We start from the raw sequence: 24,347 nt of genomic DNA, 5'->3' as shown, positions 1-24,347 counted from the left end.
CGAAGTTTACGAAGGCCATTCCACCCGCTCGTGCACCACCTGCCCGGTTGCCACTGCCTTTCCTCCTTTCGTGAGCGTGCCCCGCGACCACCACTTCGCTTCATCGAGGTAAAGAATGCGAGCGGGAAACAGCTTCCTGAACCACGGAAACCGTTTAAACACCGTGCTTCCCACCGCGCCCGCCCGCAAAGAATACTTTTCGGTAAACGCCAGCTCGTGCTCGCCAAAAACCAGCCCATCGTCCCCGATGCTGCCGGTGTCGGCGTAGCGCTGCCCGTTGTAAAACACCAAATGGCGGGGCTCGGCGCCCTCCCACCGTATCCACACCACGTACTGGTCGGGCGCCAAAAACCGGCCCCAGCGCAGGGCTTGCAGCGGCAGTTGCCACGGCACAATGGTCAGTGTGAGGCGCTCCACATAGCCCAGACCAATGTGGGCGATACCGTCGATAACAAGCCGGGCCGTGGCCGCCGGAAAAAAGCACTCCCACAGCACCGAGCCGTGTGCTGTTTCGAGCAGCAGTTCCCGCAGGGCGGGCGCCCGCTGCTGCCAGCTGCCGTGCAGGCGTCCTTGCCTCAAGGTGAACGTCGTTTCGTCACTATTCAGCTCTGCCCGTGACTCCTGCACGAAACTGGCAGCCGTTTGGCGGAAATCAGGCGGCCGAAAGCAAAGTAGGTTGGTGAAGTGGACAGCCAATTTTCCCCATCGCAGGTGGCTGTCGTAGCAAATAGCCAAGTACCCGGTAGTTGGGTCCACCACGTCGGCGTACCACTTGCTGAGGTGAAAAGAAGCCATAGAAGCGCCAAGGTAATGGCTCTCCGAACGACACAACAAATGCCCCCTAAAAAACTCAAGCGCTGCGCCCCTTAGGAATTATCAGCCAGCTTGAATTTCCTGATAATCTAAACAAAAACTACGCTGATGCACACAACAGGTCGTTGAAAGCCAGCAGATTGCAAAGCCAATCGGCTTTGCTTTGCCCAAACTTTGTACAAAACCAGAAACGCTGTACCTTTGCGGGCCCGTAGCAGTCGGCGTGCGGCACCCATATGCGGATATGGCGAAATTGGTAGACGTGCCAGACTTAGGATCTGGTGCCGCAAGGCGTGTGGGTTCGAGTCCCTCTATCCGCACTTTTTTCTGATACAGGCCTTCAGTCGCACAGGCTGGAGGCTTTTTTTTCAACCACTCAACCTGGCCAGCGGAAGCCGGCAATCCTGTTTTGAACATTACCCTCGACAAGAACGACGAGCAGCTGACCGGGCTGCTGACCGTGCACCTGACCGAAGCCGACTACGCGCCCACCGTAGACAAGCAAATCAAAGAGTACACCAAGCGCGCCCAAGTAAAGGGCTTTCGCCCGGGCATGGTGCCCGTGGGCATGGTGCGCAAGATGTACGGCAAAGGCATTCTGGCCGAGGAAATCAATAAAATGCTGGGCAAAGCGGTGGACTCCTATATCAAGGAGAACAACATCAAGCTGCTCGGCGAGCCCCTGCCCGTGCCCAGCAACGTAGACTTCGACACCGACAAGGACTTCGATTTCCAGTTTGAATTGGGCCTGCTGCCCGATTTCAACTTGCCCGAAAGCCTGACGGCCGAGCTGCACAAAGTGACCATCGACGAGGACACGCTGGCCCAAACCAACGAGCAGATTGCCCGTCAGTACGGCGAGACGACCAACCCCGAGGTTTCGGAGGCGGGCGACTACCTCTTCGGCAAGCTGAAGAAAGCCGACGAAGAAGGTGACGGCCGCACGGTGTTGCTGCCAATCAACAAGGTGGCAGCTGACCAGCAGGAGCAGTTCATCGGCAAGAAAGGCGGCGACGTGATTACGTTCGACCTGCAGAAGGCTTTCAACAACGACGCCGCTTCGATTTCGAACTTCTCAGGCCTGAGCAAGACGGAAGCCGCTGAGGCTGCTGGCGACTACGTGTTCAACGTGGAGAAGGTGAACCGCACGGCAGCTCCCGAGTTCAACCAGGAGCTGTTCGACAAGGTATTTGGCCCCGAGGCTGTGTCGAGCCAGGAAGAGTTCGACGCCAAAGTGCGCGAAACCATCCAGTCGAACTACGACCGCGAAAGCGAAGGTGCGCTGAACAACAGCATCGTGGAGCAGCTCGTGAACACCACGGACATCAAAGTACCCACGGAGTTCTTCAAGAAGTGGCTGGTGCGTGCCAACGAAGGCAAACTGACGCCCGAGAAGGTTGAAGAGCACTACACCGACTACGAGAAGGAGCTGAAGTGGAGCATGATTCGCAACAAGGTGGTAGAAGAAGCCGGCTTGAAGGTGAGCAACGACGAAATTCTGAACCGCACCCTCGACAAAATCATGGGCCAGTTCAACATGCCGAACATGCCCGACGAGATGCGCGAGTCGATGCGCAGCTACGCCGACCAGTACCTGAAGCAGGAAAACGGCAAAAACTACGTGAGCGAGTACGAGGCCATTCTGGCAGAGAAAGTGCTCGAAAACCTGCGCGGCAAAGTTGTTGTTACGGACAAGCCCGTAACGGCCGAAGAATTCCGGACCCTGCACAGCTAATGGCTGCGTGGTCCGATTTTGGGAAAGCCCTTACGGAAACGTAGGGGCTTTTTTGATGGCAGTTTTGGTTGAACGAGGTAGGAACGCAACATTTTGCGTCTCGTCGTTGAACAACCAGAACCGCAACGTTCAAGCGCCAACGTGCAACGACGAAACGCAAAATGTTGCGTCTCTACAACATTCGGTGTTGTTTCGCGTCTTACAACCATCACTCGCGCATGCGCAAGCAAGCGCCACATTTTAACCAAATGCTGAATAAACAAGAGTTTCGCAAGTTTGCCGTTAAGCATCAGGGCCTCAGCGGGCTGGGTGTTGACCAGTACATCCAACACGTGGAGGGCCAGACCCGCGGCGGCCTGATTATGCCGACCGGCATGACCCGCTCGGTGATTGAGGAGCGCCCCACGCGCTTCGCCGAAATCGACGTGTTTTCGCGCCTCATCATGGACCGGATTGTGTTCCTGGGCACGGCCGTAGACGACTACATCGCCAACATCCTGACGGCTCAAATGCTGTTCCTGGAGTCGGCTGATGCCAAAAAAGACATCCTCCTCTACATCAACTCGCCCGGTGGCTCGGTGTACGCCGGCCTCGGCATCTACGACACCATGCAGTACGTGAACCCCGACGTGGCCACGATTTGCACGGGTCTGGCGGCTTCCATGGGCGCTGTGTTGCTGGCCGGCGGTGCCGCCAACAAGCGCTCGGCTCTCCCCCACGCTCGCGTGATGATTCACCAGCCTTCGGGTGGCGCGCAGGGTCAGTCGTCGGACATTGAAATCACGGCTCGTGAAATCCTGAAATTGAAGAAGGAGCTGTATGACATTCTGGCGCAGCACACCGGCAAAACGTACCAGGAAATCCACGACAACTCGGACCGCGACTACTGGATGCGTGCCGACGAGGCCAAAGAGTACGGCCTGATTGACGAGGTGCTGGAGAAGAAGAAAGCGTAATTTGGGCTTGGCCTTTTTTGGCTGAATTCAGGCACAAAAGAGCCTCTACTTTGCGGTAGGGGCTCTTTTTTTATGCTTGAACATTTTTGCTTATCAAGCCATACATGGGGCACATCTTCCTTTTCTACGTGCCAGGGTCATAAATGACAAAGTTGAAAATGGATTGAGTCACACTGAATTGAGCGTAAGTATTCAATACGCTGAATTCGTAGATACCAATTTGACAAATGCCGCTTCGCCAGTTAGCGTAATGCACGGTTGGCCTCGACAAGCCTGTTGGCTCTACCAGCACAATCAGTCGGGAAGCAGTAGCTGCGGTATAGCCATTGACTTGCAAATCGTAACGCTTTTCGAAACCAGGGGTGCCGGGGAAATAACTGACCGTAACGTTGCCCGTCGAAGACACCAGCGTGCCGTCGCTGGCCACCCGGCCGTAGGCAATGGGCAACATGTTGAGGCTGCCGGTGGTGGGCGTGTTGATTTCACTGGTGCGAATGGCCCCGCCCGTCACGTTCAGCGCGGGGCCACTGCCACTTTGGGCTATTTCCACGGCCGCGCCGGTGTAGTTGGCGTTGTTCTGATTGAAATAGGCAGCCCGACCGGTGCCGCTGGCCTGCCCGATAACTCCCGTGGCGGCACCAGTTGTCGAGCCGAATACACCAATGCCATTTGTCGCCGAGGCCACGCCCGTAACGCCATAACCGCTGCTGCCGGTGGCCTCGCCCCGCACGCCGTAGCCGCTGGTAGTGGTACCCAGCACCCCGATGCCCGAACTGTTGGTGCTGGTTCCTTCCACGCCAGCCACGCCCCCGGCGCTCCCCGCCGACGTGGCACCGTACACCCCGGAGCTGGCACTGCTGTTGCCGCGCACGCCAAAACCGCTGGTACTGATGCCAATCGAGCCCACACCGCTGGTGCTGGTGCCGATGACGCCATAGCTGTCAACTGCCACGCCCTGCACGCCGTAACCGCTATTGGCCGAGGCCACGCCGCGCACGCCGTAGCCGTTGGTGGTGAGGCCCAGCACGCCCACGGCACTGCCGCCGCTGCTGTTGCGGCCCACCACCCCGCCGGTGGTGTTTTGGTTGGCGCTGCTGGTGCCGTCGACGCCGGCGCCTGTGGTGCCCGCGCCCAGCACGCCCGTGCCGGTGGCATAGCCCGAAACGCCCACGCCGCTAGCGGCGGTACTGCTACCGATTACGCCGGCTAGGTTGGCGGCGGTACCGTCGCTGATGCCCACAATGCCGGTATTCTGGCGGCTGCGGGCGTACACGGCGTAGTCGGCGTCGCTTAGGCCCACCACGCCGGCGTCTTCAACGTTGGGCACGGTGGTGCCTTTTACGCCTACCACGCCCTGGCCGGCGCCGGTGCCGTTCACGCGGCCCACCACGCCCTGGCCGCTGGCCGAAGCCCCGCGCAGGCCAATGCCCGCGCCCGAGTTGGTGATTTGAAACACGCTGCTCACGGTGCTGGCCGTGCCGCTATAGGGCAGGGTGAGGCCGCCGCCCGCCGTGGGGTCAATTAGCACCCAGCCACCGGTGCCGGCGTAGTACCAGAAGCCGGTTTGGGCGCCGCCGCTGGCCGTGCCGTCGGTCTGGTACACCATTAGGCCCTGCGGCGGGTTGGCGATGGCCGTGCGCTGGGCAGCCGTCAGGCGCGGAATCAGCAGGCCCTTGTCCGTGGCCCGGATGTCCAGAGCGGCTTTGGCGTCGGGCGTGGCCGTGCCCACGCCCACCTGGGCCGAAACCAGCAAGGGACACATTGCCCATAAGGCGAAAATGAATGAAACGTACTTCATAATGCGAGGCAGGCACTGGGTAGAGACCCGGCACGTGAAAATGGAATTAGTAGAAATCAACAGACCGGAAAGCTTATTTCACAGCCGTGGCAGCGGGCTGAAAATTGGGGTGGCCGGCCTGCCACAGGGCGAAGGCATACATGTTGGCGAAGTTGCGGAAGGCCACTTTTTTGTCTTCCGTGAAATGGCCGTTGTCGTAGTTTACCTGCATGAGCACGGGCTTGCCGGAGGCGCTGGCGCTTTGCAGGGCGGCGGCAAACTTGCCGGGCTGCCACACAATGACGCGCGGGTCGTTCATGCCGCCCACGCAGAGCACGGCGGGGTACTTGGTGCCGGGCACGACGTGCTGGAACGCATCCATCTCGTACAGGGCCATGCACTGCGCCGAGTCTTTCACGGAGCCAAATTCGGGGACGTTGACCGGGCCGTTGGGCGAGTTTTCCATGCGCAGGGCGTTGGAGCAGCTCACGTTGCTGATGGCGGCAGCGAACAAGTCGGGCCGCTCGGTGATGGCCCGCCCGATGAGGATGCCGCCCGCGCTGGTGCCTTCGCCAATGAGGCGCTGCGGGCTGGTGTACTGGTTCTTAACGAGGTATTCGCCGCAGGCAATGAAGTCCTTCCAGGTGTTGGGCTTGGTGACTTGGTAGCCGGCTCGGTACCACTTCTGGCCTTTTTCGGAGCCGCCGCGCGGGTGGGTTTCGGCCAGAACGACGCCTTGGTTGAGCAGGGCCAGGTTGCGCCGGCTGAAGTACGGCGTGGCCGAAACGCCGTAAGCGCCGTAGCCGGTCATGAAACACACGGCGTTGCCATCCTTCTTCAGGTCCTTGCGGTAGACGAGGGAGAGCGGCACCATGGTGCCGTCGTGGCTGGGCACTTCGAGCTCCTCCACCACGAGGTCGGCCACGCCGGGGTAGTTCATGGGCACGTGGAAAGCGCTGAGGGCCAGTTTCCGGCTGGCCGGGCTGTAGTCGTAGAGCTTGCCGGGGTCGTTCCAGGAAGTGGTGTAAATCAGCGCTTCGTTGCTGCTGCTCGCGTCGTAGGGCTCGATGCCGACGGTGCCTTTGCTGGGCAGCGGCACGTCGGCCCATTGCTTGGTAGCGGGGCTGTACTGCCGGATTTTTTCATTGATGCCGTCGCTCAGCACCACAAACAGGTAGTCCTTGGTTGCAACGAAGCGGGTGATGTTTTGGGGGCTTTCGGGCAGCAGCACGGCGGCGGTGGCGGGGCTGGGCGCGGCGGCATCCGTGACGAGGACGCGGCCGTTGGGCGCCCCTTTCACGCTGTGCAGGTAGAGCTTGCCGCCGATTTTGTAGTAGGCGTACACGCTGTCGGTGGGCACGGCCAAGCGCTTCCAGGCAATTTTCGGCTTGCCCACTTCCGCGGGCGTGGCCACCCAGGAATTCGACCGCCGGTCAACCGAACTCAATTCGCCGTAGAGTTGGGCCCGGTCGGCGGAGAAGTACATGATGGGGTATTGGTCGGGCCGAATGCCCATGGCGGGGTTTTTGGCCCGCGAAAACAGGTCGGGGTCGGCCGTGGGCGCGGTGCCCAGGCGGTGCAGGCGGCCCTTGGTATCGAGGTTGCCCTTGGGGTCTTTGGGGTCGGCAGAATTCTGCGGGGTGTAGAGGAAGCCGCTGTTGTCCGGCAGCCAGTCCACGGCGCCCCCGAATACGGCCGGGATGCTTTCGGGGCGAAACGCCTTGGTGGCGACGCTCATGATGCGCAGCGTGGAGAGCTCGGCCCCGCCCTCCTGCAAGCCCACGACCATCAGCTGGCCGTCGGGGCTGGGTGTGAAGGCCGTGAGGGCAAAGCTCTTCTGCTTGTTGTAGGCGACGGGGTCGAAGAGCAGTTTTTCGGGGCCGGCTTTGCCGTCGCGCATGTACAGCTTGCCCACTTTCTCGTTGGGCAGGGTGCGCCGGTAGAAGTAGCGGTTGCCGCGCTGCTTAATCTCGCCGTAGCGCACAGCCAGCAGCTTGTCGTACTCCTCGAACGTTTGTATCAGCTTGTCGCGGCCCGGAATCTGGTCCAGGGTCTGGGTGGTGTAGTCGCCCTGGGCTTTGAACCAGGCTTGCACCTCGGGGCTGTTGGTGTCTTCGAGCCAGCGGTAATTGTCCACCACCTTCTTGCCGAAATACGTGTCGGTGACGACCCGTTTGGGCGTGGCGGGCAGGCGTTGGGCGGCGGCGGGAAGTGCAGCCGTGGCCACCAGGATGGCCAAACTCAGCAAGCTCTTTTTCATGTGGTTAGGCAGTTAATGTGGTGGAGTGGCGGCCGCTACAGCTTGACGAGCTCGACGCGGCGGTTTTTGGCTTTGTTGGGCTCGGAGGTATTGTCGACCAAGGGCTTGGTTTGGCCGAAGCCAGCGGCTTGCAGGCGGGAGGCGGCAATGCCTTGGCCGGTGAGGGCGGCCGCCACGGTGCGGGCGCGGGCTTCGGACAGTTCCTGGTTGTGGGCGGGCGTGCCCGCGTTGTCGGTGTGGCCCTGCACGGCCAGCTTGAGGTCGGGATTTTGAGCCAGCAGGCTGATGATTTGGGTGATGGTGGGCTGGGCGTCGGGCTTGAGGGTGGCCTGGTCGGTGTCGAAGTTGAGATAGAGCGCAACGTGGCCAGTGGCGTCGAGGGCCTTCTTCATTTCGGCGGCGGGCAGCACGCTGGCTTCCATGGGCAAGACCTTCTTCTCCACCACGGTCAGCCAGTAGTTTTCGGGGTTGCTGGAGTAGGTTTTGTAGACTTCCACCCACACTTCCTTGTCGGGGGTGCGGAGCATGTACACGCCCGACTTCTCCTGGCCAGTCATGCCGTAGCGGCTGCGGTGGCGCGGGTCTTCGTACTTGAGCTTGAGGTCTTTCATTTTCTCCCCCGAGCCCTCAAACACGGTCACTCCGCCGAGGTCGTGCACCAGCTTCTCGTAGGTTTTCTGAGCTTGAAAGAAAGACGCCGCTTTGCCCAGGGCACTCACGGTCAATAACTTTCCTTCAACCGGAATAATCTTGGCTCCGTCGAAGAATTCGTAGCGGTCGAAATTGACTTCCTTATTGTATTCGCGGGCCGAGTTGCCGGGGGCCGTCTTCTCGTCCATTTTCACGTAGCCATCCAGCAGGCTGAAGTACGGGAAGGCGCCTAGCGTGGGCGTGACGATGGGCGCAGTGGTGGGGTCGAAGCCCGCCGACGCAGCCGGAACCGCAGGCTCGGCCGGGGCCGCGGCGGCGGGTGCGGCAGCCGGCGTTGCAACCGGTGCTGGTGCGGAGGCCAACGGAGCGGCTGCGACCGTTTCAGCCGGCTTGCTATCCGACGAGCAAGAGGCCACAATGACTAAGGCGCCGAGTGCCATGGCACGCGAGAAGTAGATGAAATTCATGATGAGGTGATTGGAAAGAGCAGTGTGGAAAGTAGGGCCGAGGCGCTCGGCCCTGCGGTTGCTTAATGACCTTCCTTATTCAGCCATTCCAGCATAAAAGCGTAAGTGTCGGCCCGGCGCTCGTTGAGTTGCTGGCGGGAGGCGCCCGCGCCGTGGCCCGCGCTGTAGTCGACGCGCAGGAGCACGGGCTTGCCGCTGGTGGTGGCGCTTTGCAGGCGCGCGGCCATTTTGGCCGACTGCCAGGCGTCGACGCGGCGGTCGTTGGTGCCGGTGGTGAGCAGCACGGCAGGGTAGCGGGTGTTGGGCTGCACGTGGTGGAAGGCGCTCATTTGGCGCAGGCCCCGGAACCCCAGCGAGTCGACCGTGCTGCCGAACTCCTGGATGTTGGGCACGCCGTTGGCCGTGGTTTCGAAGCGCAGCGCATCGAGCACGCCCACGTTGATGACGGCGGCGGCGAACAAGTCGGGCCGCTCCGTGATGGCCCGGCCGATGAGGATGCCGCCCGCGCTGGTGCCCTCGCCGGCCAGGTGCGCCGGGGTGGTGTACTTCTCCTGCACCAGGTATTCGCCGCAGGCAATGAAGTCTTTCCAGGTGTTGGGCTTGGTGAGCTTCTGGCCGGCCAGGTGCCACTCTTCGCCGTTTTCGCCACCGCCCCGCACGTGGGCCACGGCCAGCACGCCCCCGCGCTCAAACCACGGCAGGTATTGCGGGTCGAAGTAAGGGTACTGAATGCTACCGTAGGCTCCGTAGCCGGTGAGGAGGGTCGGGTTTTGGCCGTTGAGGGCCAAGCCGCGCCGATGGACGATGGACAGCGGCACCAGCGTGCCGTCGTGGCTTTTCACCAGCACTTCGCGCGCTTCGAGGTTGGCGGCCGCGGCCAGCGGGTGCTGGGGTGCCAGGCGCGTGTCGGCGAATTGTTTGGTGGCGGGGTTGTAGCGGTAGAGCAGGCCGTTGCCGGTCCAGGCGGCGGAGGCGATGAGGGCGCCGGGCAATAAATGATTGGTGGCCAACACGAAGCAAGCCGGCGCATCCGGTGCCGCAATGCGCTCGGGCTTGGCTGAGTGCTGCCATGCCACGCGCCAGGTTTCGTCGAGCCCCCCGCGAATCTCAGAGACGTAGAGCCCGTCGGCGGCGGGGCTCATGTTGTCGAGCAGGGCCGGGCCGTGCGGCACCACGGTTGCGGCCGTGGCCAGATTGGGCTGCCGCAGGCTGGTGCGGATAATCTTGAACCGGGGCGCCTGCTTCGACGTGAGCAAGTACAAATCGTCCTCGTGCACCACAAAATTCCGCACTTGCTGAGTCCGGTCGCAGATTTTCAGCCACGGCGTGTTGGGCTTGCCTATCGTGGCGAGCGGGGCGCGGTAGAGCGAGATTTCGCCGGCGTCGCCGTGCTTAATCAGCGCCAGCGCGTAGGGCGAAGGCGTGTGGGTGAGCGTGAGGACCATGGGCGTGTCGGCCGGGTCGAGGGGCACGAGCTTCGACGAGCCTCGCTCAAGCACCAGCTGGTCGCGGGCGAGGTCGGTACCGAGCTGGTGCAAGTACACCTGCTTGTTTTTTTGCAGCTCGGTGGCGGGCGCGCCGGGCGCCAACGGCCGCATGCGGGTGTAGAAAAACGAACGGCCGTCGGGCCGCCACTCCGGGCGGGCATATTCCCAGTCGAGGCCCCGCACCGTTTCGGGCAAATCCTTCCCAGTAGCCACGTCCCGGATGCGCAAAACGGGCTTTTCCGAACCATTGGCCGCCACGGCGTAGGCCAGGCGGGTGTTGTCGGGCGAGGGCTCAAAATAGCTGATGCTGTAGCGCTCGGTGGCCGTGCTGAAACGGTCGGGGTCCACGAGCACGGTTTCGGCCCCGCCCGGGCCTTTCCGCCGGTATAGTTTGGGAGTTTGGGCACCGGGCGGCGTTTTGAGGTAGAGGTACACGTCGCCGGGCAATAGCTGCACGGCCCGGGGCGCCGCGGGGGCGGCCGCATCCAGCGCGCTAAGCCGGGCCAGCAGTTCGGCGCGGTGCGGCAGCTGCGTGAGGGTGCTGTCGGCGTAGCGGGCCTGGCCTTTCAGAAAGGCTTCCAGCTCGGGGCTGGGCTGCTCCATCCAGCGGTAAGGGTCGATGATGGAAGCGCCGAAGTACTGGTCGGTGGTGTTGCGCACGGCAGCCACCGGGGGCCGGCCCGGCTGGGCCGCCGTGCGCAAAGCAGTACCTACAATGAGCAATACCGCCCCCCACGTAGCGCAATTTCGGAGAAGGTGTACACACCGGTCCGACGCCCTAGGCGTCCGACTGGTCGTTTGTTGGCCGCAATCGGTCGGTCGTATCGGGCGTACAACAACCAGTCGTATGCCCATGGCTTCGGCCCGAAACCGGTACACTAATTTTGAAACCGCTAGAGAGAAAACATGCATGTCTTGGACTGCTTCTAAAAAGTAGAAATTGTGTTGCTAGCGCTGCACTTGTAGCTTGAGCGCGCCGCTGGGCCCCTCCGCCGAATGGTAGCGCAGCCAGTACACGCCCTCGGCCAGCCCGGCCACCGGCAGCGGCACAGTGGCTTGCGGTTTGTTCCAGGTGGTGGCCCAGACCAGGCGGCCGTCGGCGCTGTAGAGCTGGAGCTGCAAGCCCGCCGGCACTGGGCCGCTGGCTTCGATGGTGGCGGTAGCGTGGGCCGGATTGGGGTACACGCCGAGGGTGAATGCCGCGCCCGCGGGCAAGCCCACGATGCTGCGCACCACAGAATAAGTGGCGGTGCCGTCCTGGTCGACTTGCTTGAGGCGGTAGTAGCTCAGCCCTTGAAAGTCGTTGGGGTCGGTGAAAGTGTACTCGTGCGCGCTGCTGGTCGTGCCCTGCCCGGCCACAAAGCCGACGCGCCGGAAGGTGGTCTGACCGTCGTCTTGCCGCTGCACTTCAAACCCCAGGTTGTTTTTCTCCGACGCCGTGGCCCAGCGCAGCTCGGCGCGGGGCTGGTTGGCCGGGCGGCGCGCTTCAAAGCGGGTCAATTCGACGGGTAGCGGGGCTTGCTGGTCGCCCACGATGTAGGGCCCCGCCAGCGTGAGGCCAGCCAGGGTGCGGCTATAGGGGCTGGGATTGGTGGCGTTGCTGTAGGGCTCGGCCAACACGTAAGCCGACCCATTCCAGCGGCCCAGGGCCGACTGGCTGCGCTGGAAGCTGGGCAGCTCGTCGGCCGCCACCCATTCCACGCGCAGCGTGAAGGGCACGGCGTCGGGCGGGGCCACGTTCCAGCGCAGGGCCACGGCGTCGGTGGCCAGGGGCGCGCCGCTGTTGCCGCCGCTGAGGGCCCCCGCTCCCACCCCGGCTGCGTAGGTGCCCGTGCCGCTGCTGCGCGTGAGGGCCACCGGCCGGTAGCTGCCGCTGGCCGGCCCCACCGGAAACTGCACCGCCGCGGTGCCCACCGGCCGCCGCAGCTGCCCCGTCCCATCGGTGACCACAAACCGAGTGCCGCTGGCATTGGTGATGGCGCCGGCCAGGGCAAAATCGAACCCGGCCAGTCGCAAAGAACCGCCGCTGAGGTTGAGCGCCCCGGCGCTGACAGCCGTGCCCAGGATGGCCCCGGCGGCGTTGCTTATTTCGAGCGTGCCCAGGCTGCCAGTGCCCGAAGAGGCCACGTTTTGCAGCGCTGCGCCGTTGAGCAGCCACAGGCCCGTGCCCGTGCCGATGGCCCCGGCATTGCCCAAGTCGCCGGTGAAGCGCACGGTGCCCTGGTTGTCGAGGGTGCCGGCAGCCGCGATGCCCACGTTGCCGGTCACGGTGATTTCGGCCGTGGGGGTCACCGTGAGGATGCCGCCGGCCACGGTGAGCTGGGCGCGGGCCGGGGCGGCAAGCATCAACAGGCAAAGCACAAAAGGCAGCTTGGATAAGCGTTCCATGATGGGAGGAATTGGGATGGAAGGCGCGGCTCAGCGGCGGCTGGTGGCGGGCACGGCGGGTAAGCGCTGAGCCAGCAGCCAGTCCCAAAAAGCGGGGTCGGTGTACATCTTGTCGGCGATGAAGTGGCCTTCATTGGGGTACTCGGTGTACTTGGCCGGGTGGCCAGCCGCTTGGAGGGCCGCCACCAACTGGCGCGACTCAGTAACGGGCACCACTTCGTCTTTGGCGCCGTGAAACACCCACATGGGCGTGCTGCCCAAGGCTTTGGCCGCGTTGGCGTAGGCGTATAGCGGCTGGCTTTTGTAAGCCGTGAGCATGGGCGACGGAAACGCTTTGTCGAACCAGTCGGGCACTTGCACCCCGCCCGCCGCCGGGGCCACCGCCGCAAACTTGCCGGGGTACTTGGCCGCCAGGTACCACGCCCCGTAGCCCCCCATCGAGAGGCCCGTGACGTACAGGCGCGCCGGGTCGGCTTTGAACTCGGCTATGGTTTGGTCCAAGGCTTTGACGGCTTGCTCGGCGCCTTCGCCAAACCAGATTTCCGGGGCTGGCTCCTGCGGAAACACCGCCAGAAATTGGCTGTACACCGGCTGTTTCATCGAATACAGCTGGATGACGCTGCCCAGGTTGGGGCCGCCCATCTGCTGCTCGTTGTCTTGGCCCCACTGGCCCACGCCGTGCAGGTAGAGCACCACGGGATAGGATTTGCTGGGCTTGAAATTCTCGGGCACGTACACGCGGTAGGCGTAGGTGCGGGCCCCCACCGTGACGGTGCGCTTTAGGAAGCCGGTTTCAGGCCGGGCCACCGGCGCATTCTGCGCCCAAGCCAGCGGGCCTAGCAGCAACAGCAGCGCGAGTACAAAAACATTCTTCATTGCAAAGACTCAAAAGTTTATTACTTAAAAAGTTGACTCGCCGACATCTAGTCGCCTTACCTAAACTTGGTGAAGCTGAAGGTGCCATTGGTCACAGGGTGGGTGCCGGTGGCGCTGGTGTTGGGCACCGCGCCGGCCGTGAAGCTGAACGTGCCGCTGAGCTTCTGCCCCGATTTGTCGTACTGGCTCACGGTGACGGTGCCGTTGCTGGCGTTGGGGCCGTACAGCGTGAGGTATTGCGTGGCCTGGGTGGGGGTGCTGCCGCTCAGGGTGAGGCCGGCGGCGGGCAGGTTGTCGAGCACCGAGCCTTTGCGCAGGTCGTAGGTGCCGGCGCCTTTGGCGTTGATGCCCAGCAAGCTCAGCGATACGATGTTGTTGCCATCCGGCGAGCCGGCGGTGACGATGATTTTGTCGCCCGAGTCGACGATGGCCGACGCACCCACCGTGCTGGTGTAGGTGTTGCCGCCGTGGGTCCAGGTCACGGTGCCGTCGCCGGTGCCCGCGTCGTCGGCGTCTTCAGCATCTTTTTTGCAGGCGGCCGAGGCAAACAGCAGGCTGGACAGGAGCAGGAAAGGAAGGAGTTTCATGGTAGGTTGGGAAAGCTTGATGCGAAATCGGTGGGTTTGGCCGGGAGAGCCGGGCTTAGCGGACCGCCTGGGCCACGGGCGCGGCGTAGTGGCCAGCTTGCTCCAGCGCGGCAAGGCGGGCGTCGAGGGTGGTTTGGCTGGCCTGCACGGCTTGCAGTTGCTGGCGGAGCTGGGCGTTTTCGGCTTTCAGCTGGTCGTTTTGCCGGGCCAGCTCCTGCACGCCCACCAGGGCCACGCCGGCCGGGTCGATGGAGCTGATGCTGGTGTCGTCGAGCCCTAGGTGAAAGAGGCGGTAGAAATCCTGGGCCATGGGGCCGAGGTGGGTTTCGCCTTTTGTGCCCTTGTAGGTCCAGCGGCTGAGGGGCAGCTGCCGAATGAGGCCCAGCACCTGACCGCCTTCCACGGGCTGGATGTTTTCCTTTTTGGTGATGTCGGACGTGTTGGTCCAGGCGCCGCCAGCGGTGAGAAAGGCGCCGTTGCCGGTGGTGGGGCTGGTGCCCACCTGCAACACCACGCTCGTTGAGGCCGTGGTGGTGCGCCCGAAGGCCCACTGGAAAGTGGCGTTGCTACCAAACGCCATGGTACTGCTGGTCGACACCTTCGCGCCGGGGCCGATGGCTGTGGCAGCAGTCAGGGTAGGGTCGGTCACGTCGGAGTTGTTGCCCAGCAGCAAGTTACTGTTGCCGGTGGTGAGCGTGGCGCCGGCCTGCGTCCCCAAGCCCAGGTTACCGAAGCCGCTCAAGTGGTTTTTCCCGGCTTCGTCGCCGATAAAAATGTTGCCGGCACCCGTGTTGCTGATGCCCGCCCCGTACCCGACAAACACGTTGGAGCCGCCATTCGCGGTGGCCTGCCCGGCCTGGAAACCGATGAACACATTGCGGTCGCCGTTCGTGATGCCAAAGCCGGCCAGCCGGCCTACCCCCACGTTGCTTTCGCCGCCGCTGAGGCTGGTGCCGGCCAGGTTGCCCACAAAGGTGTTGTTGGTGCCGGTGGTATTGTTGCGCCCGGCCTGGTAGCCGTCGAAGTGGTTGCCGGTGCCGGTGGTGGTGCTGCGCCCGGCCTGGTAGCCCGCGAAGTGGTTGCGCGAGGCGGTGGTGTTCGACAAGCCCGCCTCGAAGCCGCTGAAATAATTGTTCTCGCCGATGGTGTTGGCGTAGCCGGCCTGGAAGCCCACAAACGTGTTTTGGGTGCCCGTGTTTGCGCGGCCCGCCTGGTAGCCCACGGCCACCAGGCCGTTGCTGGTGTTGCTGCCGCCGGCATCGGCCCCTACCAGGGTGGCCTCGCTGAAGCTGTCGTTCAGCACCCCGGAGCCGGCCCCGTCGCCGAGCAGGGTGTTGTTGCTGCCGGTGCGGTTGCGCCAGCCCGCAAAGTTGCCCATGGCGGTGTTCGACTGCCCCGTAGTGAGGCTGCTGCCGGTCAAAAAGCCCATCAGCGTGTTGCCCCCGCCCGTGGTGTTGGCCGTGCCGGCCTGGAAACCCACAAACACGTTGGCGCCGCCGCTGGTGTTGGCGTTGCCGGCCAGCATTCCCAGGAAAGTGTTGTTGGGGCCCGTATTGGCCCGGCCGGCCTGGTAGCCCAGCGCCACCAGGTTGTCGGCGGTGTTGTTCTGGCCGGCTTGGCCGCCCACCAGCGTCACGTTGTCGGCGGACACGGTAGTGGTGCCGCTCACGTTGCCCGAGCCGGCCGCATTACCCAAAGCGGTGTTGTCGGAGCCGCGCAGCTGGTAGCCGGCATTGTAGCCCAAGTAGGCATTGCGGAGACCGTTGCCGTTGTTGTAGCCGCTGGCCGTGCCCACGAAGGTGTTGTTGTCGCCGCCGGTGCTGGAGTAGCCCGCCTGGTAGCCGAGTAGCACGTTGTTGTCACCAGTAGCGGCGTTGAAGCCGGCCTGGGCGCCGGCAATAAAATTGCGGCTGCCGGTCGTGTTGCCGTAGCCCACATTGTTGCCCTCGAATTGGTTCTGGCTGCCCGTCGTGTTTTTGTATCCGGCTTGAAAGCCGGCAAAGTGGTTGTCCCGGCCCGTGCTGTTGCTGAAGCCAGCCGCATACCCGACGAAGAAGTTGCGCGCGCCCGTGGTGTTGCGGTAGCCCGCCCGGTAACCCACCATGTGGCTGAAGCCCCCCAGCCCCCCCACGTTGGTGCGCACCCCGGCCCCGGCCCCGATAAAAAGGTTGCCGTTGTCGGCCTGGCTCGCAAAGCCGGCCGAGTCGCCCAAGGCCACGTTGTAGCTGCCGGTGGTGTTGCGGTAGCCGGCCTGGAAGCCTTCCAAGGTATTGCGCGTACCGGTAGTTGTAGAGTAGCCGGCCCGGTCCCCCACGAAATGATTGTAGCTGGCGGTGGTGGCCGCCGCCCCGGCACTGTGCCCAATGAACAGGTTGCTACCGCCGCTGGTGTTGGCGCTGCCCGCCGAAGAGCCCACGAACAGGTTCGAGCTGCCGGTCACGTTGTCGTTGCCGGCAAAACTTCCCAGAAAAATATTGTCCCGGCCCGTGGTGGTGGCTTCGCCGGCATTAGCGCCTACAAACAGGTTGCCGACCCCGCTGCCCGGCGTGTTGATGGTGCCGGCGCTGGGCGTGAGGGCGTTGCCGGTGCGGTAGCCCACCAGCACGTTGCCCGTGGCCCCCACCGGCCCCGAGATTATCGGATACCCCAGCCACCACGCCCCGTTCAGCCCCAGGCGGGCCCGCTCGGTGCCTCCGGTGCGCAGCACCAGCGGCTGTTGGTCGGTGGTACCCACGTAGTTGGTGGCGGGGTCGGTGGCGGCGTTGCCGCTCAGGCCCCAACCACCGCCAGGCGCCGCCGCACCGGTGTTGAGCTTGGTCCAGGCGGGCGCGGCGGCGGTGCCGGCGTTGTAGTAAAACCCTACCCCGCCGCTGAGGCCAGCATTGCGGTTGAACACCAGCAGGCCAGTGGCCGGGGAGGCAATGGTGGCGCCGTCGGTGAGCGCCGTCAGGGAAACCTGCGGGATGAGCAGGCCCTTGTTGGCAGCCCGGATGTCGAGGGCAGCCGAGGCGTCCGGGGTAGTCGTGCCAATGCCCACCTGGGCGCTGGCCCGGTAGCCGAGCAAGCAAGTAGCCGCCACAAGCGCAAGCGTGCGTAAGAAAATTATCATACAGAAAAAGGTGAATGGGTGACCCGCCTACCGACAGGTAGTTTTGGGCAAAACTATTGGCAGCATATTCCTTTCTAAATAGGTAATCCTACCTATGCAATCCTTTATATTCGCAGGGAAACCCGTTGGTTTTCGGGGCCTCGCCAATTCGATACGACTCCATGCAAAGCCTTGCTTTAAAGCACGCTTGCCAGCTTAGCGACGCGCTGGCCGTGCTCTACGCCCAGCCCGACCCGGCCACGCTGTTCGACCGGCTGGCCGCAGCGCTGCTCGACTTGTTTGGGGCCGAAACCATTTGCTTCGACCACTTCGATGCCCAGGGCACCATGCGGTTTTTGGGGGCCTGGCCGCAGCATTTGTTCAGCACTGAAATGCTGCACGATGCCTCGCCCATCATGACGCAGCACCCGCTGTTCGAGGAGCTATTTGTGCGCCAGAATGCCCTGCCGCTGCGCACCAGCGACTTCGCCGCGTTGCCGCGTTTCGTGCGGACTGATTTGTATCAGCTGCTCTACCGGCCGTACGCCCTCACCCATCACCTGGTGTTGGCGGCCCGAGTGCCGGGCTGGGGCACGGTGTCGTGTGCTATTTTCCGCAGCCGCCAGGATTTTACCGAAGGCGAACGCACCCTTTTGGCCTTCGTGCGGCCCCATTTGGAGGGGCTGCTCCGCTGCTCCGGCTTGGCCGGGGCCTCCGGCGCACCCGCCGGTTTTGCCCCAGCCGACCCGCCAGTCCCGGACTATTTTGGCCTGACCCGGCGCGAAGCCGACATCCTGTTTCACTTGGCCCAGGGACGCACCGACAAGGAAATCGGCCGGTTGTGCAGCATCAGCCCGCGCACGGTGCAAAACCATTTGCAAAACATCTACGCCAAGCTGGGCGTGGACAACCGCACGGCGGCCAGCCGGCGGACCATGGCATTCTTCTGAGTCGTGAGTCATAAGCTGCAAGCAGGAAGGCGGACATGAGGCATTGATGGTTAGTGCATTATCAGACACTTACCGCGTAAGGCCTGCCAACAGGTGGCAGTGCCATTCAGGCGCTTACCACGGCCAGCCGGACGTGCACGGGCGGCGAGGCCGGGTCCGTGGGTGGGGGCTGGGGCGCCGGGGTGGTGGTGAAGGCCCAGCCCGCTCCCCAGGCAGCGGTGACGGTAGAGGCCAGAAAAACCAGCTCCAAGTGTTCTACTTGTGGTTTCATAGCGTAGCAGAAAAGAAGGTGAGGTGACGCGCAGTACCCTGCCGGGCCCCGCGCTTAAAACTTGGCCGACAAGCCGATTTTGAGGTAGGTTTGGTCGTAGCCCAGCTCGGCAAACGCCCCAATGCCGGGCGTGAAGAAGTAGCGCCCGCCCACGAACAGGCCCGCCGCCACCTCGTTGCCGCTGGTCGAGCCGATGTCGTACACGTTGCTGCCCTCGAAGGAAACCCCGGCGTGGCGCAGGCCCACCCCCACCCCGCCATAGGCGTCCAGATTCTCCAGGAAGGGGTAGTGGAAGGCGCCGCGCAGCGTCACGATGATGTCGGTGTATTGCCATTTGTCGCCGCTGCCGAGGTCGTAGCTGGCGCCTTGGTAGCCCACAAAGGCCCCCACCCCCAGCACGCCCGGTCCCAGCGGCAAAATGCCGCGCTCGTACGACACGCTCAGCGCCGGCGACACCGACGAGCTGCCGCCCAAAAAGCCGGTGCCGTAGCCGTAGCGGTTGCCCAGCCCGATGCCCAGGTTCACCACGTTGGTGCCCACGCCAAACGCGCCGGCCGGGGCCGCAACGGCAGCGCTAGCGGCGGGCGCCGGAGCCGAAGCAGACGCCGAAGTAGGCGTCGGAGCGGGCGCCGGCGCCACGGGCCGGGCCGGCGTGGCAGCAGCAGCGGCAGGCTTTACCACGGGTTTTGGGGCCGGCTTGGCCACTGTTTTGACGGGTGGCTTAGCAGCTGGTTTACGCGTTTGCGCTTGTGCGGTGAGCGGGGCAGCGGCCACGCACGCCGCAGCCCACAAGGGTAGAAATGCTTTTTTCATGAGGAATAAGGAATTGGGAATGATGCAGAAAAGGACTAGTGAAAGGGGCCGTCGGGAGTGCTGGGGCGCACCAGCCCCCAGTTAACCGGGGCGTTGGCCTCGGGCCCCAATTGGCAATGGCCCGTGAGCTGGAAGCCCAGCCGTTGGAAGAAAATCAGCTGCTCGGGCTGTTGCGTGTCGAGGTAGCACGGCGCGTGCGTGGCCTGCATGGCCGCCAGCGCAGCTTGCAGCATGCGGCGCCCCACTCCGCGCCCCCGGTAGGCGGGCGCCACCACCAAGGCCACCAGGTGGTAATGCTCGACCAGCCCGGTGCTTTGCCGCTGCAAGGCGGCGGCAGTTGTCCGCACCGAGCGCAGGCGCTGAAAACCTGCCCAGCCGAAGTGCCACAGGGCCGCGGGCAGCAGGCCGGCGCGCACCAATTGGTACAGCGTGGCCGTGGGCTGCTTGGTGCTTAGCCACACAGCCAGCGCGCTGCCTTCTGCGTTGGTATACACCCGCCCAAAGCGCAGGCCGAAGCGCAACAATTGCCTCAGCACCCACGCCCGCTGCGCCGCCGCCGCCGGGCCCGTGCAGCAGTAGCGCAGCACCGGCAGCTCGGCGCACGCCGCCACCAGCAGAGCCGTGGCCCAACCCAAATCGGCAGGTTCGAGACGACGGACGGACGCTGACATGACCACGGGCGAGAGCCTAGAGGAGGTGGAGCAAGCCGGCTGGCCGAAGCAGGGAGTAGCACTTTTTTACGCTCCCAGCAATTGACTTCGCAGTGGCTGCTTGATGAAGTCAAAGCACGCCCCTCCCCTGGTACATAGCCATACTCGAATGTTGCGAAGGCTTTTGCAGGCGTTGCAACGCATGCGCGAGTGTTCCATATGCTTTCGCATTTGTTACATCGCCTTCGAATTGCAACAAAAAAACTAGTAAAAACCAGATTTTACTACTCCTGTGCTTCCCGTCCCATTGGCCCTTTTTACTAGCACTTTTCCGGGCGACCAGAGATGGTTCGAATTAATGCAAGCGCCCCCAGGCCCCATCCTGCAGGCCCGAGGAGTTAGCTCAATTCTGTCTACTGGCTCTCACTGCTCACGCCGCTCCGACCAGTGCCGCCACAACGGCTACCGCACCGAGCCCAGCCCCGGCCATTCTCCCACTATCAACTACCCATTCGGCTGCTTCACTTCGGCTGGCCCGCCCACTTGCCGCGACACCGCGCTGGGCGGGTAGCCAAACTGCCGGGAGAAGGCCGTAGAAAAAGCCGCCGGGCTGCCAAAGCCCACTTGGTAGGCCACCTCGGCCACCGTCCCCACTTGCGCCTGCAACAGAGCCAGGGCCCGGTGCATCCGGGTGCTGCGAATGCACTCGCCCGGCGACTGCCCGCTGAGCGCCTTGAGCTTGCGGTGCACCTGCGTCCGGCTCATGCCGATGTCGGCCCCCAGTTCGTCCACCCCAAACGCCTCATCGGACAAATGGCGAAGCACCGACTCGTTCACCCGGCGCAGAAAATCCTGGTCGAGCGAAGGCAGGCCCGCCACGGCCGCTGCGTGAGCCGCCAACACCTCGGGCGCAGGGACCAGTGGTCCGGTGGGGGCAGCGGCGGGCTCGCCGGCCCCGGCTGCCAGGCGGGCCTGCAGACGCTGGCGCAAGGCCAGCAGGTTGCGCACCTGGGCCCGCAGCTCGCGGGGGTTGAAGGGCTTGGCCAGGAAACTGTCGGCCCCCGTTTCAAGGCCTTCGAGCTTGGCATCGGCGCCCGACTTGGCGGTGAGCAGCACCACGGGAATGTGGCTGGTGGCCGCGCTCGTTTTCAGCGCGGCGCACACTTGGTAGCCATCGAGGCCGGGCATCATCACGTCGCTCACCACCAGGTCGGGCACTTCGGCCTGGGCCAGGGCCACGCCCGCCTGGCCATCGGCAGCCAGCAGCAGTTGGTAGCCATCCGGGGCCAGCGTTGCGCCGATGAATTCGCGTACCTCGTCGTTGTCCTCAATAACCAGCACGACCGGCGCATCGGCGTCCGCCACGGCCGTTCCGGTTTCGTCGGGTGTTTCAGCCGGAACGGCAGGCCCCGGCGGTACCCTGACAACCGGAGTCTTTGCGTCGGGCGGGGCCACGGGTTGCAGCACCCGGGGCAGGTGCACCGTGAAGGTGGAGCCCACGCCCACCTCGCTGGTCACGCTCACGTGGCCGCCGTGCAGCGCCGTTAGCTCGCGCACCAGCGCCAGGCCGATGCCCGTGCCCGCCCCGTAGCCGGTAGCAACGGACTCCGAAGTCTGATAAAACCGGTCGAACAGGTGGGGCTGGTCTTCGGGCGCAATGCCGGGCCCTGTGTCGTGCACGGCAATGGCCACGCCTCCACTGGGGGCCGCCACGCTGGACGGCGTTTCGGTCACCGTCACCGTCACCAGGCCGCCGGGCGGGGTGAAGCGCACGGCATTGGCCAGCAAGTTGGTTAGAATGTCATCGAGCTTGGCGGCGTCGAACACCAACGGCACGGGCTGCGCCGGCGCATCGCAGCGCAAGACCAGGCCACGGCTCTGGGCCAATGAGCTGAACGAGGCCGCCAGTTGGCGCACGGCCGCGGCGGCATCGCCGCTGGTGGGCAACAGGCGCAGGGCCCCCGCTTCCAGCTTGCTGAGGTCGAGTAGCTGGTTGATGAGGGTGAGCAGCTTGCGGGCGTGGCGCAACACCAGCCCGCCTTGCTGGCGCACGGCGGGGTCGGCGGGCTCGGTGGCCAAATTTTCGGCCGGCCCGAGAATGAGCGTGAGCGGCGTGCGCAGCTCGTGGCTCACGTTGGTAAAAAAGTCGGTTTTCACCCGGTCCAGCTCCTGCAGGTGGGCCAGGGCTTGGTGCTCAAGCCGGCGGTCGGCGCGGTCCCGCTCCCGGGCCTTGGTAAAGGCACGCACCCCGTAAATAATCAGCCCAAAACCGCCCGCATACAGCAGATAAGCCCACCACGCCCGCCACCAGGGCGCCCGGATGGTGAAGGCATACGCAGCGGGCTGACGGTTCCACACGCCGTCGTTGTTGGCCGCCCGCACCTGAAAAGAATAGTCGCCGGGCGGCAGGTTGGTGTAGGTGGCCGAAGTGGTTTTGAGCGGCCCCACCCAAGCGGACTCAAAGCCCGCCAGCCGGTACTGGTAGCGCACTTGGCTAGGGTTGGTCAAGCTCACTCCAATGTAGTCGAAGGTGAGATGGTTGAGTTGGTGCGGCAACGCCAAGTTGGGTGCCAAGACCGTGTCTTTGAGAAAGATGCGCAAGCCCGACACCAAAGTGCGCGGTGCCGCGCGGTTCGGCCGCGCCAGGGCGGGGTCGTAGTGCATCAGCCCGTTGATGGTGCCCACCCACAGCTGCCCACCGTCGTCCGGCAGCACGGCGTTCTGGTTGGTTTCCTGGCCCGCAAAGCCCTCGGCCAAGCCATAGCTGCGAGCCCGGCCCGTGCGGATGTCGAAGCAATCGAGCCCCAGGTTGGTGCCCAGCCACACGTGGCCCAATCCGTCGCACTGCACAAAGAAGGGGTTGTTCGACTGCAAGCCCGTTTGCGGGCCAAACGACTGCAGCCGGCGTCCGTCGTAGCGCAGCAGTCCGCGCCCGATGCTGCCCAGCCACAGGTTGCCGCGCTCGTCCTCGCTGATAGAGCCGATGCTGAGGCGGTCGGGCTGGCTCGGCACCGGCTGGAAGGTGTCGGTGGCCGGGTCCAGGCGCACAAGGCCGCGGTTGTCGGTCCCCACCCACAGCAGGCCGTTGCGAGCGCGCAATATTTTCCACAGGTCGTTGGTACCCAAGCCACCGCGCTGGGCATCAAAAGTTTGAAAGGCCTGCGTGGCGGGGTCGAACACGGTGAGGCCGGCCTGCCGCGTGAGCAGCCAAATGCGCCCCCGCCCGTCCTCGGCGATGCTGGCCACCGACTGCCCGCCCAGCGCCGGACGTTGGTTGAAAACCGTCCACTGGCGCGTGGCGGGGTGGTAGCGCAGGGCCCCGGCTCCCGTCAGCCCCACCCACACATCGCCCCGGCTGTCGCGAAACAAGCACCGCACAAACGGCTGTGGGCCAGTACCCGGCAAGCGCACCGGCCGGGCCTGCTGGCCCGTCGGGGCGGCGGGCCTCAGTTCCGTGAGGCCGTTGGGCGTGCCCACCCAGTAGGCACCGGGCCCGATTTTCAGGATGCTGTGCACCTCGTTGTTGGGCAGGCCCTGCGCGGTGGTGAACTGGGCAAACCGCTCGTCGGGCAGGTGCTGGGCCATGCCGTTGTCGTGCACCGTCCAGAGGCTGCCTTCGCGGTCTTCCAGCAAGTCCGAAGCCACTTCGCTGTCGAAGCTGCCGCCGCCGGCCACGCACTCAAACCGCTGTCCTTGCGCAGGGGCGCGGCTGAGGCCCGTGGCGGTGGCGGCCCACACCCGGCCGGCGCGGTCCTGCAGCACGCGCCGCACGTTGGCGGTGCACAGGCCGGCCTCGGGGCCAAAGCGGCGCGCGACCCACGGCCGGCTGCCACTCAGGCGCAGGAGCCCGTCGGTGGTGGCCACCCAAAACAAGGTGTCGTTCACCCGAAAAAAACTATTGATGCCCCCCGACTGCAAAGCCGGCGGCAGGGCCCGGCGCGGCGCGTCCAGCAAGCGGCCCGTGGCAGCGTCCAGCACGGCCAGCCCGGCGTCGGTGGCAGCCCAGAGCTGCCCGGCCGGGCCCGGTGCCACAAAGCTCACGTTATCAGAAGGCAACCCTTGGGAGCGGTCCAGCCGGGTGAGGGCGGTGTCGCGGGGGCCGCAACGGAGCCGCAGCAGGCCCTGGCCTTCGGTGGCCACCCACGCCACGCCGCCGGGGGCCAGCCAAATGCGGCGGGCGTGCAGCGTGGGCGCCACGCCCGGCAACCGGCAGCGGCCCACTTGGCCGGGGCGCACCCAGGCCAGGCCGCCGTATTCGTGGCCCACCCAAATGGTGCCATCGGGCGCAGCGGCCACGGCTCGCACGTGGTTGTCGGCCAGGCCCTGGCGGCCGTCGTACACCCGGAACTGCTGGCCGTCGAACACGCACAGACCGCCTTGAGTGCCGGCCCACAGCCGGCCTTGGCTGTCCTGGCAAATGGCATATATTACGCTCTGCGGCAGGCCGTTGGCAATGGTGTATTCGCGCAAAGCCAGGGTTTGGGCTGCGCCGGGCAGCACGCCAAGCAACCCCCACCACACCGCGAGTGTCTTCAATAGTCTTTGCTCCATAAACATCCGAGGTAGACCGGAAACAAA

General features: G+C 64.3%; 16 protein-coding genes and 1 tRNA gene. 4 read left to right on the top strand and 13 right to left on the bottom strand.

Going from position 1 to position 24,347, the window contains the following annotated elements:
• Window positions 1–6: 6 nt before the first annotated feature.
• On the bottom strand, window positions 7–795 hold the full coding sequence (locus tag VF629_RS04440; protein WP_331057246.1) for a hypothetical protein: 789 nt from the start codon (window positions 793–795) through the stop codon (window positions 7–9).
• Between the two features lie 256 nt (window positions 796–1,051).
• Here VF629_RS04440 and VF629_RS04435 point away from each other — a divergent pair.
• The 3 genes from VF629_RS04435 (at window position 1,052) to VF629_RS04425 (ending at window position 3,504) form a co-directional block, all read left to right on the top strand.
• A tRNA-Leu gene (locus VF629_RS04435) sits at window positions 1,052–1,133 on the top strand.
• A gap of 89 nt (window positions 1,134–1,222) precedes the next feature.
• Entirely contained in the window at window positions 1,223–2,548 is a 1,326-nt protein-coding gene (gene tig / locus VF629_RS04430) for a trigger factor (protein WP_331057245.1), read from the top strand.
• Between the two features lie 248 nt (window positions 2,549–2,796).
• The gene (locus VF629_RS04425; RefSeq protein WP_196291698.1) at window positions 2,797–3,504 is read left to right on the top strand and encodes a ClpP family protease; all 708 of its coding nucleotides are present in this window, start codon (window positions 2,797–2,799) and stop codon (window positions 3,502–3,504) included.
• A gap of 124 nt (window positions 3,505–3,628) precedes the next feature.
• Here VF629_RS04425 and VF629_RS04420 read toward each other — a convergent pair whose 3' ends face one another.
• From VF629_RS04420 to VF629_RS04385, 8 genes are all read right to left on the bottom strand, one after another.
• On the bottom strand, window positions 3,629–5,266 hold the full coding sequence (locus VF629_RS04420) for a hypothetical protein (protein WP_331057244.1): 1,638 nt from the start codon (window positions 5,264–5,266) through the stop codon (window positions 3,629–3,631).
• 109 nt (window positions 5,267–5,375) lie between these two features.
• The gene (locus VF629_RS04415) at window positions 5,376–7,541 is read right to left on the bottom strand and encodes a prolyl oligopeptidase family serine peptidase (RefSeq protein ID WP_331057243.1); all 2,166 of its coding nucleotides are present in this window, start codon (window positions 7,539–7,541) and stop codon (window positions 5,376–5,378) included.
• Window positions 7,542–7,576: 35 nt separating this feature from the next.
• The gene (locus VF629_RS04410) at window positions 7,577–8,659 is read right to left on the bottom strand and encodes an OmpA family protein (protein ID WP_331057242.1); all 1,083 of its coding nucleotides are present in this window, start codon (window positions 8,657–8,659) and stop codon (window positions 7,577–7,579) included.
• 62 nt (window positions 8,660–8,721) lie between these two features.
• Window positions 8,722–10,848: a prolyl oligopeptidase family serine peptidase gene (locus VF629_RS04405; RefSeq protein WP_331057241.1), complete on the bottom strand. Its 2,127-nt coding sequence runs from the start codon at window positions 10,846–10,848 to the stop codon at window positions 8,722–8,724.
• Between the two features lie 246 nt (window positions 10,849–11,094).
• The gene (locus VF629_RS04400; protein ID WP_331057240.1) at window positions 11,095–12,534 is read right to left on the bottom strand and encodes a T9SS type A sorting domain-containing protein; all 1,440 of its coding nucleotides are present in this window, start codon (window positions 12,532–12,534) and stop codon (window positions 11,095–11,097) included.
• Between the two features lie 30 nt (window positions 12,535–12,564).
• The gene (locus tag VF629_RS04395; RefSeq protein ID WP_331057239.1) at window positions 12,565–13,410 is read right to left on the bottom strand and encodes a YqiA/YcfP family alpha/beta fold hydrolase; all 846 of its coding nucleotides are present in this window, start codon (window positions 13,408–13,410) and stop codon (window positions 12,565–12,567) included.
• Between the two features lie 56 nt (window positions 13,411–13,466).
• Window positions 13,467–13,997, bottom strand: coding sequence for a DUF6252 family protein (locus tag VF629_RS04390; protein ID WP_331057238.1), 531 nt, complete (start codon window positions 13,995–13,997; stop codon window positions 13,467–13,469).
• A 55-nt stretch (window positions 13,998–14,052) separates the two neighbouring features.
• The gene (locus tag VF629_RS04385; protein ID WP_331057237.1) at window positions 14,053–17,106 is read right to left on the bottom strand and encodes a tail fiber domain-containing protein; all 3,054 of its coding nucleotides are present in this window, start codon (window positions 17,104–17,106) and stop codon (window positions 14,053–14,055) included.
• A 161-nt stretch (window positions 17,107–17,267) separates the two neighbouring features.
• Between VF629_RS04385 and VF629_RS04380 the strand changes: the two genes are divergently transcribed.
• Window positions 17,268–18,035, top strand: coding sequence for a helix-turn-helix transcriptional regulator (locus VF629_RS04380; protein WP_331057236.1), 768 nt, complete (start codon window positions 17,268–17,270; stop codon window positions 18,033–18,035).
• Window positions 18,036–18,141: 106 nt separating this feature from the next.
• Here the strand turns inward: VF629_RS04380 and VF629_RS04375 are convergent, their stop codons facing one another.
• The 4 genes from VF629_RS04375 to VF629_RS04360 all read right to left on the bottom strand — a co-directional run bounded on the left by VF629_RS04375 (window position 18,142) and on the right by VF629_RS04360 (window position 24,320).
• Entirely contained in the window at window positions 18,142–18,306 is a 165-nt protein-coding gene (locus VF629_RS04375) for a hypothetical protein (RefSeq protein WP_331057235.1), read from the bottom strand.
• 54 nt (window positions 18,307–18,360) lie between these two features.
• A complete protein-coding gene (locus VF629_RS04370; RefSeq protein WP_331057234.1) occupies window positions 18,361–19,119 on the bottom strand; it encodes a hypothetical protein in 759 nt (252 codons plus the stop codon).
• Window positions 19,120–19,154: 35 nt separating this feature from the next.
• Window positions 19,155–19,790, bottom strand: a complete 636-nt coding sequence (locus tag VF629_RS04365) for a GNAT family N-acetyltransferase (protein WP_331057233.1) — start codon at window positions 19,788–19,790, stop codon at window positions 19,155–19,157.
• 483 nt (window positions 19,791–20,273) lie between these two features.
• Complete coding sequence (locus VF629_RS04360; RefSeq protein ID WP_331057232.1) at window positions 20,274–24,320, bottom strand: two-component regulator propeller domain-containing protein; 4,047 nt, start codon at window positions 24,318–24,320, stop codon at window positions 20,274–20,276.
• Window positions 24,321–24,347: the final 27 nt, after the last annotated feature.

Origin of the sequence: Hymenobacter sp., from assembly GCF_036388155.1 — a bacterium.
Lineage (GTDB): Bacteria > Bacteroidota > Bacteroidia > Cytophagales > Hymenobacteraceae > Hymenobacter.
This window is presented reverse-complemented; position numbering and strand designations above follow the sequence as displayed.